This is a genomic window from Alcaligenes sp. Marseille-Q7550 (assembly GCF_965112015.1).
Genome location: NZ_CBCOPU010000002.1, coordinates 792,399 through 807,879, shown reverse-complemented (window position 1 = coordinate 807,879; position 15,481 = coordinate 792,399). Strand labels below are relative to the sequence as shown.

At 65.3% G+C, this 15,481-nt stretch carries 17 protein-coding genes; 5 read left to right on the top strand and 12 right to left on the bottom strand.

The features are described 5' to 3' along the window. Positions 1-41: 41 nt before the first annotated feature. Entirely contained in the window at positions 42-518 is a 477-nt protein-coding gene (locus ACWPWO_RS13200) for a YbaK/EbsC family protein (RefSeq protein WP_454006965.1), read from the bottom strand. Positions 519-653: 135 nt separating this feature from the next. Here ACWPWO_RS13200 and ACWPWO_RS13195 point away from each other — a divergent pair, with 135 nt between their 5' ends. Beyond that, positions 654-1,073 carry a DUF411 domain-containing protein gene (locus tag ACWPWO_RS13195; protein ID WP_454006964.1) on the top strand — a complete coding sequence of 140 codons (420 nt, stop codon included), beginning with the start codon at positions 654-656 and terminating at the stop codon, positions 1,071-1,073. A 116-nt stretch (positions 1,074-1,189) separates the two neighbouring features. Continuing rightward, a complete protein-coding gene (locus tag ACWPWO_RS13190) occupies positions 1,190-1,573 on the top strand; it encodes a DUF4168 domain-containing protein (RefSeq protein WP_454006963.1) in 384 nt (127 codons plus the stop codon). Positions 1,574-1,716: 143 nt separating this feature from the next. Here the strand turns inward: ACWPWO_RS13190 and ACWPWO_RS13185 are convergent, their stop codons facing one another. The 8 genes from ACWPWO_RS13185 to ACWPWO_RS13150 all read right to left on the bottom strand — a co-directional run bounded on the left by ACWPWO_RS13185 (position 1,717) and on the right by ACWPWO_RS13150 (position 9,731). Next, positions 1,717-2,577 (bottom strand): SRPBCC family protein, encoded by an 861-nt coding sequence (locus ACWPWO_RS13185; RefSeq protein ID WP_454006962.1) that lies wholly within the window; start codon positions 2,575-2,577, stop codon positions 1,717-1,719. Positions 2,578-2,592: 15 nt separating this feature from the next. Then, entirely contained in the window at positions 2,593-4,974 is a 2,382-nt protein-coding gene (locus tag ACWPWO_RS13180) for a xanthine dehydrogenase family protein molybdopterin-binding subunit (protein ID WP_454006961.1), read from the bottom strand. Continuing rightward, positions 4,961-5,470 carry a (2Fe-2S)-binding protein gene (locus ACWPWO_RS13175; protein WP_454006960.1) on the bottom strand — a complete coding sequence of 170 codons (510 nt, stop codon included), beginning with the start codon at positions 5,468-5,470 and terminating at the stop codon, positions 4,961-4,963. The genes ACWPWO_RS13180 and ACWPWO_RS13175 overlap by 14 nt, the downstream gene beginning before the upstream one ends. Then, positions 5,463-6,335 (bottom strand): FAD binding domain-containing protein, encoded by an 873-nt coding sequence (locus tag ACWPWO_RS13170; protein WP_454006959.1) that lies wholly within the window; start codon positions 6,333-6,335, stop codon positions 5,463-5,465. Before ACWPWO_RS13170 ends, ACWPWO_RS13175 begins: the two co-directional genes overlap by 8 nt. A gap of 12 nt (positions 6,336-6,347) precedes the next feature. Further along, positions 6,348-7,340 carry an ABC transporter substrate-binding protein gene (locus tag ACWPWO_RS13165; RefSeq protein ID WP_454006958.1) on the bottom strand — a complete coding sequence of 331 codons (993 nt, stop codon included), beginning with the start codon at positions 7,338-7,340 and terminating at the stop codon, positions 6,348-6,350. 9 nt (positions 7,341-7,349) lie between these two features. After that, entirely contained in the window at positions 7,350-8,333 is a 984-nt protein-coding gene (locus ACWPWO_RS13160) for a Bug family tripartite tricarboxylate transporter substrate binding protein (RefSeq protein ID WP_454006957.1), read from the bottom strand. A gap of 322 nt (positions 8,334-8,655) precedes the next feature. Continuing rightward, the gene (locus ACWPWO_RS13155; RefSeq protein ID WP_454007493.1) at positions 8,656-9,432 is read right to left on the bottom strand and encodes a metal-dependent hydrolase; all 777 of its coding nucleotides are present in this window, start codon (positions 9,430-9,432) and stop codon (positions 8,656-8,658) included. A gap of 20 nt (positions 9,433-9,452) precedes the next feature. Further along, positions 9,453-9,731, bottom strand: a complete 279-nt coding sequence (locus ACWPWO_RS13150; RefSeq protein ID WP_454006956.1) for a metal-dependent hydrolase — start codon at positions 9,729-9,731, stop codon at positions 9,453-9,455. Between the two features lie 226 nt (positions 9,732-9,957). Here ACWPWO_RS13150 and trhO point away from each other — a divergent pair, with 226 nt between their 5' ends. From trhO to ACWPWO_RS13135, 3 genes are all read left to right on the top strand, one after another. Then, a complete protein-coding gene (gene trhO / locus ACWPWO_RS13145) occupies positions 9,958-10,965 on the top strand; it encodes an oxygen-dependent tRNA uridine(34) hydroxylase TrhO (RefSeq protein ID WP_454006955.1) in 1,008 nt (335 codons plus the stop codon). A gap of 154 nt (positions 10,966-11,119) precedes the next feature. After that, positions 11,120-11,800 carry a glutathione S-transferase gene (locus ACWPWO_RS13140; RefSeq protein ID WP_454007492.1) on the top strand — a complete coding sequence of 227 codons (681 nt, stop codon included), beginning with the start codon at positions 11,120-11,122 and terminating at the stop codon, positions 11,798-11,800. Between the two features lie 335 nt (positions 11,801-12,135). Continuing rightward, entirely contained in the window at positions 12,136-12,360 is a 225-nt protein-coding gene (locus ACWPWO_RS13135) for a hypothetical protein (RefSeq protein ID WP_454006954.1), read from the top strand. Positions 12,361-12,410: 50 nt separating this feature from the next. Here the strand turns inward: ACWPWO_RS13135 and fabI are convergent, their stop codons facing one another. Genes fabI through gloB form a run of 3 tightly spaced genes read right to left on the bottom strand, consistent with a single transcriptional unit; the run spans position 12,411 to position 15,469 of the window. Continuing rightward, positions 12,411-13,196, bottom strand: coding sequence for an enoyl-ACP reductase FabI (fabI, locus tag ACWPWO_RS13130; RefSeq protein WP_394061670.1), 786 nt, complete (start codon positions 13,194-13,196; stop codon positions 12,411-12,413). A gap of 31 nt (positions 13,197-13,227) precedes the next feature. Next, positions 13,228-14,646, bottom strand: a complete 1,419-nt coding sequence (locus ACWPWO_RS13125) for a transglycosylase SLT domain-containing protein (protein ID WP_454006953.1) — start codon at positions 14,644-14,646, stop codon at positions 13,228-13,230. A gap of 10 nt (positions 14,647-14,656) precedes the next feature. Beyond that, positions 14,657-15,469: a hydroxyacylglutathione hydrolase gene (gene gloB, locus ACWPWO_RS13120; RefSeq protein WP_454006952.1), complete on the bottom strand. Its 813-nt coding sequence runs from the start codon at positions 15,467-15,469 to the stop codon at positions 14,657-14,659. Positions 15,470-15,481: the final 12 nt, after the last annotated feature.

The following is a 15,481-nucleotide window of genomic DNA, read 5'->3' as shown; positions in this document are numbered from 1 at the left end:
ACACCGGCCTCAGGTGCCGTCGCCTGCCTTCGCTGCAGGCGTCAGGCCTGGGCGGCGGGCTGGGGAACCTGGGTGACGTCGATCCACTGCGCGCCGGTCAATTGCGCCAGGCGCTCGGGCGTGATGCGCACGGCCGAATTGATGGAGCCGGCCGCGGGCATCACGATGTCGTAATCCCGCAAGGAGACGTCGCAGTAGACCTCCAGCGGGGTGCTCAGACCGAAGGGGCAGACCCCGCCCACCGGATGTCCGGTCACGGCCTGGGTGCTTTCCAGGTCCATCATCTTGACCTTGACGCCAAAGGCGGCGCGCAGCTTCTTGTTGTCCAGGCGGGCGTCGCCGCGCGCCACCACCAGCACGGCGCGCTCGCCGACCTGCAGGCTGAGCGTCTTGGCTATCTGCCCGGGTTCGACCTGATGCACCTGCGCGGCCAGGGCGACGGTGGCGGTGCTTTCGGCGGTCTCGATGACGGTGATGTCGGGTGCGTGCTGAATGAAGAATTGCTCGCTCCTATACACATCTGACGGTGCCGACGACTCCTTAGGCGCCGAGGCTAGAATGACCCGGTAAACTTTTTGTCCAAAGACAAGTCTCAAACACTTGGACTTGTGTGTCAATCAAGGCGCCGCGGCGCCGTTCACTGGAATTCGATTGTGTTCAAACCTTTGTTGCTGACGGCCAGCCTGCTGGCGTTCAGTTCGCTGGCCCAGGCCGGCGACCATGCCCTGACGGTCTATCAGGATCCCAATTGCGGCTGTTGCGACGGCTGGGCGCAGCACATGCGCGACTCGGGCTTCGAAGTCACGGCCATCAAGACCCCCGACATGGCCCAGGTCAAGCAGCGCCTGGGCGTGCCGGCCGAACTGGCTTCCTGCCACACCGCCGTCCTCGAGAAGACCGGCCAGCGCGTGGAAGGCCACGTGCCCGCCAAGGTCGTGCGGCGCATGATGACCGACATGCGGGTACAGGGCGTGGCCGCGCCCGGCATGCCTCAGAACGCGCCCGGCATGGGCGAGCTGGACGGCAATCTGGTCACCGTGGATTTCAACGGCCGCCCTTACTCGCGGGACTGATCGCCTCCCGGGCAGGGGTGGCATGCTGATACATGAAACTACATAGCGAAACTTGTAAGGCATGCATGCCCTTGTCATCATGGGCACTCACTGATTCTGATTAGGAGGTTCCATCCATGCAGCAATCTGTCAAAGCTTTTCTGGCTGCTGCCGCGGTCGCGTTTGGCCTCTCCAGTCCCCTGGCCATGGCTCAGGGCAGTGCGGCAACGTCAGGCGCTGCCGCTCCGGCCGCCAACCAGGTCATTCATCCCACGGACTCCCCATTGCAACAGTACGTCAGCACCTCCAAGAAGGTGGCTCAGACGGCTTCCGAATATCAGCCCCGCCTGGATGCGGCCAAGAGCGACGCCGAACGTCAGTCCATCGTCCAGGAAGCCGACCAGCGGCTGGTGGGCGTGGTGAAGGCCAATGGCATGGATCTGGCCGAATACAACGGCATCAGCCTGGCCATTCAACAGGACCCGGCGCTGCGTCAGCGCGTGGAAGGCATGTTGAAGTAACTCCGGCGGCGCGAGCGCCGCAGGGCATCGACTGCGTAGTGGCCGGTCTGCCGGTCAATTCCCCTGGATCGGTTTGCTGATCCAGGGGTTTTTTGTGCCTGCGCAATCTTCGAAAAAGCGCCCCCTCCGGAAGCAAGAAAGCCTTAGTCCTTGCGGCCGAACAGCCGTCCCACGGAGTAGCGGATCTGCGACCAGACGGCCTTCAGGCCGATGGAGAGCATGTTCAGTTCGCCGGCCCCGTCTTCGTTGCGGCGCGCCTGCAGGCGCAACAGGGTCTGCTGCATCTGCGCCTGCAGTTGCTGGGTCTGGGCCAGGACGGCCTGGGCCTGGTAGAGGATGGCCTGCGCCTCGGCAGACGAGACCGGCGCGCCGGCGGCGGACGTGCCGGTAGCGGACATGCCGGTAGCGGACATGCCGGTAGCGGACATGCCGGTGGCGGACATGCCGGTGGCGGACGTGCCGGTGGCGGACATGCCGCCTGCCGGGCCTGGGGCAGTCGGAACGCTGCCCAGGGGCGCCGGCGTTTCAGGCAGCCCGGCCGGATCGGACCCGCCCTGGACCAGCCGGGCCAGATTGCGTTCGAACTGGCCCAGGATCTGCGCGGCGACTTCCGCGATCATGCCGCTGCCCCGGCCGTATTGCGCCACGGCGCCGGACAGGGTCAGTTCGGTGCTGACTTCCACATCGGTGCCGCCCTCCGGCGCGGGCGTCAGCGCGAAGCTGAAGTCCGAACTGGCCGATCCCCGCCCTTTGGGGTCCAGGCCGGCGCCGCGCAGGTAGGCGATGTGGTTTTCCTCGTCGGTGCGCAGCAGTTCGGCGGTTCCGTCGAAGGAGAGCTTGATGGGGCCGAGCTTGACCGATACCGAACCCTGGTACTTGTTGCCGTCCAGCACGTCGGTCAGTTTCGCGCCGGGCAGGCAGGGCATGATGCGCGGCACGTCCAGCATCAGCGTCCAGGCCTGCTCCAGCGGCAGGGGAATGTGAAACCTGTTCTTGAAATTCATGGCAGCGTTCCTGTTTTATTGTGTCTTTTGCGTGGCCTGATCGATCAGTTCCAGCAGCCGCATGGGGCTGAGCGGGAACTCGTTGATGCGCACCTGCAGCGGCGCCAGGGCGTGCTCCACGGCCGAGATCACGGCTGCCGCGACGGCGATGGTGGAACATTCGCCCACGCCCTTGACGCCCAGCGGATTCAGGCGCGTGGGCGACGGGCAGAACAGCACCTCGATGTCGGGCACCTCGGGAGCGGTGGGCAGCAGATATTCGGCGCAGGTCGTGGACAGCGGCTGCCCTTCGGCGTCGTAGGCCATGTGCTCGAACAGGGCGTTGCCCAGGCCGTGCACCACGCCGCCCACGACCTGGCCTTCCACGATCATGGGATTGATCAGGTTGCCGCAGTCCTGCACGGCCAGGTAGCGCTTGATCTCGATGGCGCCCGTGGCCGCATCCACCTCCACTTCGCAGGCATGGGTGGAGCCGGCGTAGGTCTGTTCGTCGCAGTGGAAATGAGCGGTGCATTCCAGGCCGGGATCGGTCTTGACCGGCAGGCTGTAGCCCGGCACGCCCTTGAGCACCATGGCCAGCCGCGCCAGGCTGACGGTCTCGTCCGTGGCGCTGCTGCTCACGATGCCGTAGGCGATGTCCAGGGAATCCTCGGGCGCCTTGAGCACGGCGGCCGCCGCCTGCAGCACTTTGTGGCGCAGCTGGACGGAGGCCTGTTCCACCGCCGTGCCGGCCATCAGGGCTTGCCGGCTGGCGAAACCGCCCATGCCGAAGCCGATGTGGCGCGTGTCCCCGGCATGGATATCCACGCCGCCCGGATCCACGCCGAAGTGCGCGGCGCAGATCTGCGCCAGCGAGGGCTTGATGCCCTGGGCCATGGCCAGGGCGCCCGTGAAGACGGCGATGCGTCCCGAAGGGAAGATCTTGACGGTGGCTGATTCATAAGGCCCGCGGCCGGTTGGCTTGACGGCGTTGGCCAGACCCAGGCCCCGGTACCGGCCCCGCTCCAGGGCGTCCAGGCGACGCTGTTCGAAGCCGGCGCGATCCATCGCGTCCTCGGCCATGGCCTGCATGCGCGGAAAATCCCCGCTGTCGATGACCAGCGGCACGCCGGCCCGCGACTTCAGGGGCTTGGTGTAGGGGATCTTGCCCGCGGGGATCAGGTTCAGTTCGCGGCAGCGGATGGCGTCCATGCCGGTGCGCTGCGCCAGCCTGTCCATGAGCCTGTCCATGACGAAGGCGGCCTGCGGATAGCCCGCGCCTCGCACGGTGGCCACCGGCACCTTGTTGGTGTAGACCACGTCGGCCGTCAGGCTGAAGGCGGGCACTACATAGGGTCCCGTCATGGACGAGGCGGCGTTGTAGGGTACGTTGGTGCCCTGCGGCGTGTAGGCGCCATGATCATGGATGAAGCGGCCGCGCAGGCCGCGGATGCGGCCGTCCTTGTCGGCTGCCAGTGACATGGTCCAGAACTGGTCGCGCTCCTGGATGGAGGTCAGGAAGTTCTCGCGCCTGTCCTCCACCCACTTGACGGGGCGGCGCAGCAGGCGGGCCACGGCCGGGATGACGATTTCCTCCGGATAGATCATGAACTTGGCGCCGAAACCCCCGCCCACGTCGGGCGTGATCACCCGCAGCTGATCTTCGCGGTGACCCAGCATCAGGGCCAGGGTGTAGTGCAGTTCGTGCGCCATCTGGGTGGATGACCAGACGGTCAGCTCGTTGCCGGCGGCGTCCAGGCGGGCCAGCACGCCGCGCCCCTCGATGGGATGGGCGCAGCCTCGATGCGCTGAAAACGTTTCTTCGATGACGATGTCGGCGCCCTCGAAAGCCTGGTCCACGTCGCCATAGGCCAGCGTGTAGTGCTGCAGGCCGTTGCTCTCCAGTTCGGTGCGCACCAGCGGGGCGCCGGGCTCGAGCGCGCGGCGCGCATCGGCCACGGCGGGCAGGACCTCGAAATCGATATCGACCAGCGCGGCGGCGTCTTCGGCCAGATGGCGCGAGCGGGCCACGACCACGGCGATGGCCTCGCCCACGAAGGCCGTTTCGTCGCGCGCCAGCACGAAGGGAACGGTGTTCTCGGGCAGCACGGCGAAGGCGAAGCCCAGCGGCATGCGCCAGTGGGTCAGCTCGCCCATCAGGTCCTGCGCGGCGAACACGCCGTGCACGCCCGGTGCGGCGCGGGCGGCGGACAGGTCGATGGAGCGGCTGCGCGCATGCCCACGCGGGCTGCGCACGAAGCAGGCGTGCAGCACGCCGTCCATGGGCACGTCATCCAGGAACCGGGCCTGGCCGGTCAGCAGCGCCTCGTCCTCCAGTCGCGGGACGGAGCGGCCCATGCCGGGGGCGGCCTGGGCCAGAACGGATTGCTCCAGCTCGCGCGAGTCATTCATGTGCATGGCTGGCCCTCATGAGCGCGGCGGCTTTCTGCACGGCGCGCACGATGTTCTGATAGCCGGTGCAGCGGCACAGGTGGCCGGACAGCACGTCGCGGATCTGTTCTTCATTGGGGTCGGCGTTGTTCTCCAGCAGCTCCACCACGGACATCAGCACGCCGGGCGTGCAGAAGCCGCATTGCAGGGCGTGCAGTTCGCGGAACGCTTCCTGCACGGGATGCCAGCGGCCTTGTTCGTCGGCCAGGCCTTCGATGGTGCGGATGCGCTTGCCCTGGGCCTGGACGGCCAGCATCAGGCAACTGCGCGCGGAGTGGCCGTCGATCTGGACAGTGCAGGCGCCGCACACGCCGTGCTCGCAGCCCACGTGCGTGCCGGTCAGGCCCAGCTCGTGGCGCAGGAAGTCGGCCAGGTTGACGCGCGGCTCGGCGCAGGCGCTCAGGTTGCGGCCGTTGACGCACAGCGTGATGGGGCGGCTGGCCGAAGGGGATGGGTCACTCATGCCGTTTTCCTGTACGGGAGAGCGCGAGCCGCAGGGCGCGCGCCGTGTATTCTTTGGCCAGGCGCTGGCGGTACCAGCCCTGGACATAACTGTCGCTGGAGGCTTCCACCTGGCCGCACAGGTCGGCGGCGCGGGCGATGTCTTCGGCGCCGGCGGGCGTGCCCAGCAAGGCATCTTCCGCCTGGCTCATGCGCAGCGGAAAAGCGCCCACCCCGCCCAGCGTGATGCTGGCGCGGCTGACCAGGCCGTCCTCGTCCAGCAGCAGCAGGACGGCGCAGGAGACGATCGCGAAGTCGCCATGGCGGCGGGAAAATTCCAGAAAGGCCCAGCCGTGGCTGGCGGGCCAGGGCTGGACCTGCACGCGGGTCAGCAACTCGTCGGCCTGCATGCTGGGGGTCATGTAGGCCGCCGGAAACTCGGCCATTGGAATGGCTCGTTCCCCGCGCACACTGGAAACGGTCAGCACGGCATCCATGGCCATGCAGACGGTGGGTATTTCGGCCGAAGGATCCAGCTGGCAAAGACTGCCGCCCACCGTGCCCCGATTGCGCGTCTGCCTGTGCCCGACGTTCAGGACGGCCTCCTTCCAGAGCGGCAGCCGCGCAGCCACCAGCTCGGAGAATTCCACCTCGCGCTGGCGGGTCATGGCGCCTATGCCTATGCCGCCCTCATCCTCGCGGATGTAGGCCAGCTCGGGCAACTGGTTGATGTCCACCAGCGTGTCCGGGAAGGCGAAGCGCATGTTCAGCATGGCCAGCAGGGACTGGCCGCCGGCCAGCACGCGGGCGTTGTCCTGGGCGGACAAGAGCTCCAGCGCCTGGGCCAGCGTGGCGGGGGCGTGGTAATTGAAAACAGGAGCCTTCATGCCGGCATCGCCTCAGATCTTGGAAAGGTCCAGCGAGGAGGCCGCGAACAGTTCCTCGGGCCTGACCAGGCGTTGCGACATGCCCTGGTCGTGGTGGTACTGGGCGAAGGTCTCTATGGTGTGGCGATTGGCTTGCAGCCCGTATGGCCAGTAGTCCTCGCCCATCAGGGCCTTGGCTTCATTGTGATGGTGCACCATCCAGGGCAGGGTCACGGCCAGGTGGCACAGCTCGTTCAGTTCATGCACGGCCAGTTCCTTGGCCTTCAGGAAGGCCTTGTAGACGCTCACCGGCAGCCAGGGGTTCTCCTGCACCAGGGACTTGCGTATGCCCACCATGTGCATGATGGGGAAGATGCCGGTGCGGCGGAAATAGTCCTTTTCCACTTCCAGGTATTCATCCCCGAACAGGCGGCCCACGTTGGGCGCGCCGCGCAGAAAGCATGAGGGCGCGCGCGCGCCGATGTAGCCGTCGATCTCGCCTTTCTCGAGCATGTCCGACAGGGTGCGGTCGTCGGGGATCTGCTCCAGGCTGATGTCGGCCGGCAGATCGATGGGCGCGCGCTCGCCCCGGCCGGGCTCTTCGATGCCGCCCCGCACCCATTTGATCTGGCTGGGGCGGATGCCGAACTCATCCTGCAGGATGCCGCGGATCCAGACGTTGGCGGTGATCTGGTATTCGGGCACGCCGATGATCTTGCCTTTCAGGTCCTCGGGCTTGCGGATGCGGTCGGTGCGCACGTAGATGCCTGAATGGCGGAACACGCGCGACAGGAAGGCCGGAATGCCGACGTACTGATTGTCGCCGCGCGCCGTGGTCATCATGTGGCTGCTCATGGAGATTTCCGTGACATCGAACTCCTCGTAGCGGAATGCACGGTGAAACGCTTCCTCCGGTTCCAGCGACACGACATTGACATCGCAGCCTTCAATGCCGACGCGCCCGTCCTTCAAGGCCAGGGTGCGGTCGTAATTGCCAATCGATACGCTCAGCTTCAGTTTGCTCATGGTGGGTCCTTAGTTGATTTTCAGTCCAATCTTCTGCGCCAGTTCCCGGAAGCGGTCGATGTCGGCGTTGATCATCGTCTGGAACTGCGCCGGTCCGTCGTGGGCGACCGTGTAGCCCAGGCTGGCCAGCTTGGCTTTCACGTCGTCGCGCGCAATGATTTTTTCCACGGCCTCGTGCAGTTTCTGCACCACGGGCTCGGGCGTGCCGGCCGGGGCGAGCAGGCCGTGCCACTGGTTCAATTCGTAGCCGGGATAGCCCAATTCAGCCACGGAGGGCACGTCGGGCATCAGCGGGTTGCGCTGCGCCGAGGTCACGGCCAGGGCGCGCACCTTGCCGCTCTCGATGAAGGGCAGGGTGCTGGAGGCGGTGACGAAGGCCGCCCCGACCTGGTCGCCCATCACGTCGTTGAGGGCGCCGCCGCAGCCCTTGTAGGGAATATGGGCCATTTCCACGCCGGCCGCCTCGTTGAGCATCTCGCCGGCCAGGTGCTGGGGCGTGCCGTTGCCGCAGGAGCCGAAGAACACGTCGCCGGGCTTGGCCTTGGCGGTGGCTATCATGTCCTTGAGCGTCTTGTAGGGCGAGTTGGCCGGCACGATGATGACCGAGGGCACGAAGGCAAAGTTAGAGACCGCGGTGAAGTCCTTCTTGGGGTCGAAGGGCAGCTTGTCGAACACCGCCGGATTCACCGCGAAGGAGCTGTTGTCCATCAGCAGGGACTGGCCGTCGGCCGGACGCTGGGCCTCCAGGCGGGCGCCGATGTTGACGCTGGCCCCCGGGCGGTTGTCCACGATGGCGGGCTGGCCCAACTGTTCGTTGAAGTAGTTGCCGATCAGGCGCGCCAGCAGATCGGTGCCTCCGCCCGGCGGGAAGGTGACGATGATTTCGATGGGCTTGTCGGGGAAGGTGTTGGCGCTGGCGGCCACGGGGTTCAGCATTGAACAGCCCAGCAGCAGGCCGGCCAGGGCCAGCAGACGCGGTTGGCGTTTGAACATGGTGTCTCCTCGGTGTTCGAGTTCTGTGGTTGGTTTTTTTGCGTATTTAGTCAGTGTACTGACATAAATATTATTCACACATATTAAGCAACATCCTACTAGGGAAAACGAGAAAAGTCAGTCTGTTTATGGTTATAGTTTTTTGAGCTTTTCCTATCTGAAATATTTTTTGTGATTTAAATTCACATAAAAGGTTGCGCTTTCCTATGAAGGCAGGCGAGGCATAGGCAGGCGGCGTGCGGTCCTGCGGGGCGTTTGAAAATCGGACAGCCCTGGCGCAGGCAAAAAAACCCGCCGGTCGCGGCGGGTTGCTTGCGGGCATTCAGGGCGCAGGGCGCGGGATGGGCACTCCTTCGGCGATGCGCCGAGCCCAGTTTTCCAGCGGCAGCGCGGGGACGGGATTCCAGATGCGACGCATCGCGGGCTCAAGCTCGCTCATGTCGCGTCCGCTGATCCAACGGTAGGGGATCACGGGCAGCCAGGTATCGTCCAGAACGCGCTCGGCCACCACGAAACGGAACGAATATTGTCCCGGCCCGATGCCCATGCGTATATCGCTGACCACCATCAGGTCGTCGATTAGGTCATAACGCAGCCAGTCGCCGGAGAACCAGCGCAACTGGTCCAGTTGCGGCGCGACCGGCAGCACTTCGGTGTACTGGCTGTTGACGGGCAGGCAGAGGGATTCGTAGCGGTGGCCTGCCGGCGCGCGCCAGCGGTCCAGCAGGCCGACGATCACTTCGCACTCCCTGTCCTGGTCGTCGCGGGCCACCACGCGCCAGAGCAGGATGTTCAGCGGCTGGGCGGCGGAATAGATCCGCTGGATGCGGACCTGGTCCTGGCGCAACTGCGTCGCGGCCTGGTGCTCGGCCCAGAACTTGGCGCCCACCGAGGCCGTCAGGTACAGGCTGCTGAGCAGCAGCGCCCAATTGCAGGTCCGCACGGTGGCGGCGCTCGCGCCGCGTGCTAAGCCCGTCAGGGCCGCCAGCAGCAGGGGCAGGGTGTAGAGCGGGTCGATGATGAAGATGCTGGACCAGGTGGCCGGCGTGGGACGCAGCGGCCATAGCAACTGCGTGCCGTAGCTGGTGAAGGCGTCCAGCAGGGGATGGGTGATCAGGGTCAGCCAGACGGCCAGGCCCGGCGCGTCGCCGAGGCGCGCGCATCGGGCCGCAGCAGCTTCCAGAGCAGGGCGGCCAGCAAGGCCACCGCGCTGAGCACGAACAGGGAATGGGAAAAGCCGCGGTGGCTGACCATGGCGGTGATGGGATCCGGATACTGGATGAAAACGTCCAGGTCCGGCAGGGTGGCCAGCACGGCTCCGGCCAGCAGCGCCTTGCGGCCGTACTGGCGGCCCAGCAAAGAGCCGCAGATGCTGGCGCCCAGTACGGCTTGTGTCACGGAATCCATAAATCTCGCACGATAAAAAAACAGCGCCCGTCCCTCAAGATGCGGCGCGCCGGTTTTGGCGTTATCATTTTAAAATCGAACCCAGGCTCTAGTATCGCCTTTTTTGACAGGCGTCAAAGGCACCAGATCGTCTTTGGCTTATAGTTTTCGCCTGCCTGTGCCGGCCCCGGCGCCGTTCCGGCGCGCCGCCGCCTCTTCCAGAGAACCCGTTTTTGCTATGTCTACCTATCTGATCGCGGCTTTGTACAAGTTCGTGGCGCTGCCCGATTTCGCCCAATTGCGCGACCCTCTGTTCGAATTCTGCGAGCAGCACGATATCAAGGGAACCTTGCTGCTGGCGCGTGAAGGCATCAACGGCACCATCGCCGGCCCGGAGGCGGGCATACGCGCCGTGCTGGCCTATCTGAATTCGGATCCGCGCATCGCCGGCCTGGTGCACAAGGAGTCCTGGGCGGACAAGGCGCCGTTCTACCGGCTCAAGGTCAAGCTCAAGAAAGAGATCGTCACGCTGGGCGTGCCCGATCTCAAGACCGCGGAAATGGTGGGCGAGTACGTCAAGCCCGAGGACTGGAACGCCTTGATCAGCGATCCGGACGTGGTGGTCGTGGACACGCGCAACGATTACGAAGTGGGCATAGGCACGTTCAGCCGCGCCATCAACCCCAAGACGCAAAGCTTCACCGAATTTCCCCAGTGGGTGGCCGAGCAGTCCAAGGAGGGCGGCGTGCTGCACGGCAAGCCGCGCGTGGCCATGTTCTGCGCGGGCGGCATACGCTGCGAAAAATCCACCGCCTTCATGCGTTCCCAGGGCTTCGATCAGGTCTATCACCTGCAGGGCGGCATCCTCAAGTACCTGGAGGACATTCCCGAGCAGGACAGCCTGTGGGAAGGCGACTGTTTCGTCTTTGACGAGCGCGTCTCCGTGCGTCACGGACTGGAGCCGGGCGACTATGACTTCTGCCGCGCCTGCCGCATGCCCATCGGCGACGCCGAGAAGGCCTCGCCCCAGTTCGAGGAAGGCGTGACCTGCCCCTACTGCCACGGCATGCACACTCCCGAGCAGGAAGAACGCTTTCGCGAACGCCAGAAACAGGTGGTCCTGGCGCGCGAGCGTGAAGAGCGTCATATCGGCGTGAGCATGGACGAGCTGCAGGAGCGCCGCGAAGCCGCGCGGCGCAAGGCCGAAGAGCAGCGCCAATTGGCCCAGCAAGCCAAGGACGCCTAGCGGGGCGTCGCGGGCTGTGGTACATCTAGTGAAGCGCTGAGCGCATCCATGCGGCGCCCCTTGCCGGGCGCATCCGGCATGGGGTTGCGTCCGGCGCTTCCCTGTTTTTGTGCCGCTGCTCGCAGGCGGCTTCTTGCTGGTGCCGCATATGTCCATGTCCGATCTGCCCGTCCTGTATTCCTTCCGCCGCTGCCCCTATGCCATGCGGGCGCGCCTGGCCATTGCCGCCAGCGGCACGGTCTGCCAACTGCGTGAAGTCGTGTTGCGCGACAAGCCCGAGGCCCTGCTTCAGGCTTCGCCCAAGGGCACCGTGCCGGTCGTGGTCACGGTCGACGGCGAGGTCATCGACGAGAGTCTGGACATCATGCGCTGGGCCCTGGCCCGCAATGATCCCGGGCGCTGGCTGCAGCCCGAGCGAGGCGAGGTCAGCGAGATGCTGGAGCTGATCGGACGCAACGACAGCGACTTCAAGCATGACCTGGATTGCTACAAGTATCCCGACCGCCATCAGCATAGCGAGGATTTCACCGACGCGGCCGACTATGCCGCCCGGCATCGCGCCCAGGCGGCCCGGTGGCTGCAGGAGCTCGATGCGCGCATTGTCGCCCAGGGCTACTTGATGGGTTCGCGGCCATGCCTGGCCGACATGGCCATCGCGCCTTTCGTGCGCCAGTTCGCCCAGGTGGACCGCGACTGGTTCGACGCCCAGCCCTGGCCGGCCCTGTCCAGGTGGCTGGCCGAGTGGCTGGCTTCCCCTCTGCTGGCCAGCATCATGCACAAATACCCCGCCTGGACGCCGGAGGCCGAACCGGTGCGCTTTCCGCCACAGGAATAAGGGGGGGACGGCTTCGCGTCGGCCCTGTCATGGCGCCATCTAGAGCGCCTCATCGATCTGTGGGAGCATTGCAGCATCGTCAGGGCCTTCTTGGGCCAAGCCGGGGAAAGTCTCGGTTTTCTTGGCCCAAACGGCGCTGTGTCAGCATCACCCAGGTATCGAGCGTGGTGATCCAAGGCGATGATGCGGCAAAGCCTTGCTGGCCGGCGCACTTTCATCGGCTGGTCGATAAGGTGGCCATTGTGAGCCGTTCGGGAAGTGGGCGGACCCGTCAGGGCGGGTCAGATGGCTTGCCGCAGGCGGGGGAGCGATCCGGGAGGCAAGCGCCTTGCTGTTTGAGCCGCACGCTTGTGGTTCGGTACGAACCACGCGGCGAGTTCAAGGCGCGCCCGGAGCGATTCGCCGACAAGGGCACCGGTGCGCAGCACCGGCAAGCCATCAGCCCAGACGGGTCCGCCCACTTCCTGAACGGCGTCTTTGCAAAGGCCGGCTTTGTTATCGGCCAGCTGAATCGTGCTTTGCAAGCCGACCTGGAACCAAAAAAAGAGGAACAAGGCTAAAACCCTGTTCCTCTTTTGTCGCTCCGGCGTTCAGCGCCTGGCGGCGATGCTTATTCCTGCATGCCGGGGACGATGCAGTTGAAACCGCCGTCCACGTGGGTGATCTCGCCGGTCACGCCCGCGGCCAGGTCCGACAGCAGGAAGGCGGCCACGTTGCCCACGTCCTCGATGGTGACGTTGCGGTGCAGGGGGGCGTGGGTCTCCACGAACTTCAGGATGGTGGAGAAGTCTTTGATCCCGCTGGCGGCCAGGGTCTTGATGGGGCCGGCGGAAATGCCGTTGGCGCGGATGCCATGCTCGCCCAGGGCCACGGCCAGGTAACGCACCGACGCTTCCAGCGAGGCTTTGGCCAGGCCCATGGTGTTGTAGTTGGGGATGGCTTTTTCGGCGCCCAGGTAGGTCAGGGTCAGCACCGAGCTCTTGCGGCCCTTGAGCAGAGGCAGGGCGGCCTTGGCCAGCGCCGGGAAGCTGTAGGCGGAGATGTCGTGCGCCACGCGGAAGGCTTCGCGCGACAGGCCGTCCAGGAAGTTGCCGGCGATGGCTTCACGCGGCGCGAAACCGATGGAATGCACCAGGCCGTCCAGACCGTCCCACTGCTCGCCCAGGGACTGGACGGCTTGTTCGATCTGCGCGTCTTCGGATACGTCGCAGGGCAGCACGATGCTGCAGCCCAGTTCCTGGGCGAAGCCTTCGACGCGTTCCTTGAAGCGCTCGCCCACGTAGGTCAGGGCGATCTCGGCGCCTTGCTGGCGACAGGCCTGGGCAATGCCGTAGGCGATGGAGCGATTCGAGATGACACCTGTGACCAGGATGCGTTTTCCCTGCAGGAAACCCATGCTGAAGATCCTTTAATCAATATTTTGTGGCCTAGCCACGAATGTTGGTACCGGGGACGCGCAGGCGCGTTCCCTTGGAAAGAGTGTTGCCTTTGATATTGTTCAGGCGGCGCAGCTCGGCCACCGACGTGTCGTAGCGCTTGGCCAGGGCGTACAGCGTGTCGCCGTTCTTGACCGTGTGGGTGCGCACGTTGACGCCGCGCCGCAGCACGGTGACGTCGCGGCCGCCCTTGCGGTTCAGGCTGACCTGCTGCGAGCGCGAGGCCTTGCGGGCCGATTCGGCCACGGGCGCCGCCGGAGTGTTGGTGAGCGAGGCCAGTTGCACGCTGCCTTCGCCCAAGGTGGAGTTGGGCACCAGCAGGGTCTGGGCCACGGCCTTGCTGCGCTTGCTGCCCAGGCCGTTGATGGAGCGCAGTTGCGAGAGAGTGATGCCGTGGCGCTGGGCGATGGACAGGTAGCTTTCGCCGCTCTTGGCCTGGTAGGTCTTCCAGTTGCTCAGGCGGCCCTGGTAGGCGGCCAGATTGGCCTTGAAGATGTCGACCTTGTCGGCCGGCAGCAGCAGCGTGGAATTGTGGGCCGGGATGGTGGGGCGGTTGTGCGAAGCGTTCAGGGCCTTGAATTCGTCGATGGAGATTTCGGCCAGCTCGGCGGCCACGGCCACGTCGATGTCCTTGTTCTTGCGCACCGCCGTGAAGTACGGCGTGTTGCTGACGGGCGGCAGGGTGATGCCGTAGCGCGCCGGATTGGCCACGATGTTCTTGATGGCCTGCAGCTTGGGCACGTAGTTGCGTGTCTCTTCAGGCATGTTCAGCGACAGGTAGTCCACGTCCAGGTCGGCCTGCTCGTTGCGCTCCATGGCGCGGCGCACCGAGCCTTCGCCCCAGTTGTAGGAGGCGAGCGCCAGGTACCAGTCGCCCTGGAATTCATACAGGTAGGACAGATAGTCCAGGGCGGCGTTGGTGGAGGCGATGGGATCGCGGCGCTCGTCCGTCCACCAGTCCTGCTGCAGCTTGTAGTGCAGGCCGGTGCTGGGGATGAACTGCCACAGGCCTGAGGCGTGCGAGCGCGAGTAGGCCGTGGGGTTGTAGGCGCTTTCCACGAAAGGCAGCAGGGCCAGCTCGGAGGGCAGGCCGCGGCGGTCCAGTTCGTCCATGATGTGGTACAGGTAGCGCGAGGCGCGCTGGCTCATGGTGCGGATGGATTCGGGGTGCGAGGCGTAGTAGTTGGTCCAGTAATCGACCAGGTCGGTGTGCAGATTGGGGATGGCGAAACCGCGGCGAACCCGATCCCACATGTCCTTGGGGGGATGCGTGAGGTCGATGGTGCGAGAGGTGTCTGCGGCGGCGCTGGTGGTGGTCTTGGCGGCTTTCTGGGGGCTGACTTTGGGGCCCGTGGCGCAGCCTGCCAGCACGAAGGCGCACAGCAGCGCAAAGAGTCTCAGTAAGTTCATTGCGGAATCATCAGACGTTGTTCTTCCAGTTGCGCAAGCTGGCAAAGACATCCACCGATGTGGCCAGGGGATGGCCGGCGTGGCGATGGGCGGCTTGCATGACCGATGCCTTGTCCGTGCGCAGGAATGGGTTGGTGGCGAGTTCGGTTTCCAGGGTCGATGGCACCGTGGGCACGTGCTGCTTGCGCCGCTGGCTGTCCTGTTCCCAGCGCTGGAGCAATGCTGGATTGTCCGGTTCCACCTGCAGGGCCCAGCGCAGATTGGACAGCGTGTACTCGTGGGCACAGCAGACCAGGGTCTCGGGCGGCAGGGATGCCAGCTTGTCCAGCGATGCCAGCATCTGCTCCGGGGTGCCTTCGAAAAGGCGACCGCAACCGGCGGCAAACAGGGTATCGCCACAGAAAACAAAGGGCTGTTTTACCTCATTTTGGCCGAAGTACGCAACGTGCCCGGCCGTGTGGCCGGGAATGTCCAGCACCTGCAGCGTCAGTTCCAGCGCGGGCAGCACGACACGGTCGCCCTGGCCTACGCGCACGTCGCAGGCCGGCAGAGTCTCGCGGGCCGGGCCCCAGACCCGGGCCGGGTGGCGCGCCAGGATCTCGCGCACGCCGCCCACGTGGTCGCCATGATGATGAGTCAGTAAAATGGCATCCAGTTGTAAGGATTCGCGCTGCAGCCAGTCCAGCACCGGAGCGGCCTGTCCGGGATCCACGACCAGCGCATGTCCCTGACGGGCCAGCGCCCATATATAGTTGTCGTTCAGGGCGGGCAGGGGGATCAGGCGAACGTCGCTTGGCGCAGGCCAGGTAAATGCATTCTTCATGGTAGACGGGGG

Coding starts and splice junctions, on each gene's coding strand:
- ACWPWO_RS13190 (WP_454006963.1), top strand. CDS start 1,190: ATGCAGCAATCTGTCAAAGCTTTTCTGGCTGCTGCCGCGGTCGCGTTT.
- ACWPWO_RS13180 (WP_454006961.1), bottom strand. CDS start 4,974: ATGCACATGAATGACTCGCGCGAGCTGGAGCAATCCGTTCTGGCCCAG.
- ACWPWO_RS13170 (WP_454006959.1), bottom strand. CDS start 6,335: ATGAAGGCTCCTGTTTTCAATTACCACGCCCCCGCCACGCTGGCCCAG.
- ACWPWO_RS13165 (WP_454006958.1), bottom strand. CDS start 7,340: ATGAGCAAACTGAAGCTGAGCGTATCGATTGGCAATTACGACCGCACC.
- gloB (WP_454006952.1), bottom strand. CDS start 15,469: ATGAAGAATGCATTTACCTGGCCTGCGCCAAGCGACGTTCGCCTGATC.
- ACWPWO_RS13175 (WP_454006960.1), bottom strand. CDS start 5,470: ATGAGTGACCCATCCCCTTCGGCCAGCCGCCCCATCACGCTGTGCGTC.
- fabI (WP_394061670.1), bottom strand. CDS start 13,196: ATGGGTTTCCTGCAGGGAAAACGCATCCTGGTCACAGGTGTCATCTCG.
- trhO (WP_454006955.1), top strand. CDS start 9,958: ATGTCTACCTATCTGATCGCGGCTTTGTACAAGTTCGTGGCGCTGCCC.
- ACWPWO_RS13160 (WP_454006957.1), bottom strand. CDS start 8,333: ATGTTCAAACGCCAACCGCGTCTGCTGGCCCTGGCCGGCCTGCTGCTG.
- ACWPWO_RS13185 (WP_454006962.1), bottom strand. CDS start 2,577: ATGAATTTCAAGAACAGGTTTCACATTCCCCTGCCGCTGGAGCAGGCC.
- ACWPWO_RS13140 (WP_454007492.1), top strand. CDS start 11,120: ATGTCCGATCTGCCCGTCCTGTATTCCTTCCGCCGCTGCCCCTATGCC.
- ACWPWO_RS13125 (WP_454006953.1), bottom strand. CDS start 14,646: ATGAACTTACTGAGACTCTTTGCGCTGCTGTGCGCCTTCGTGCTGGCA.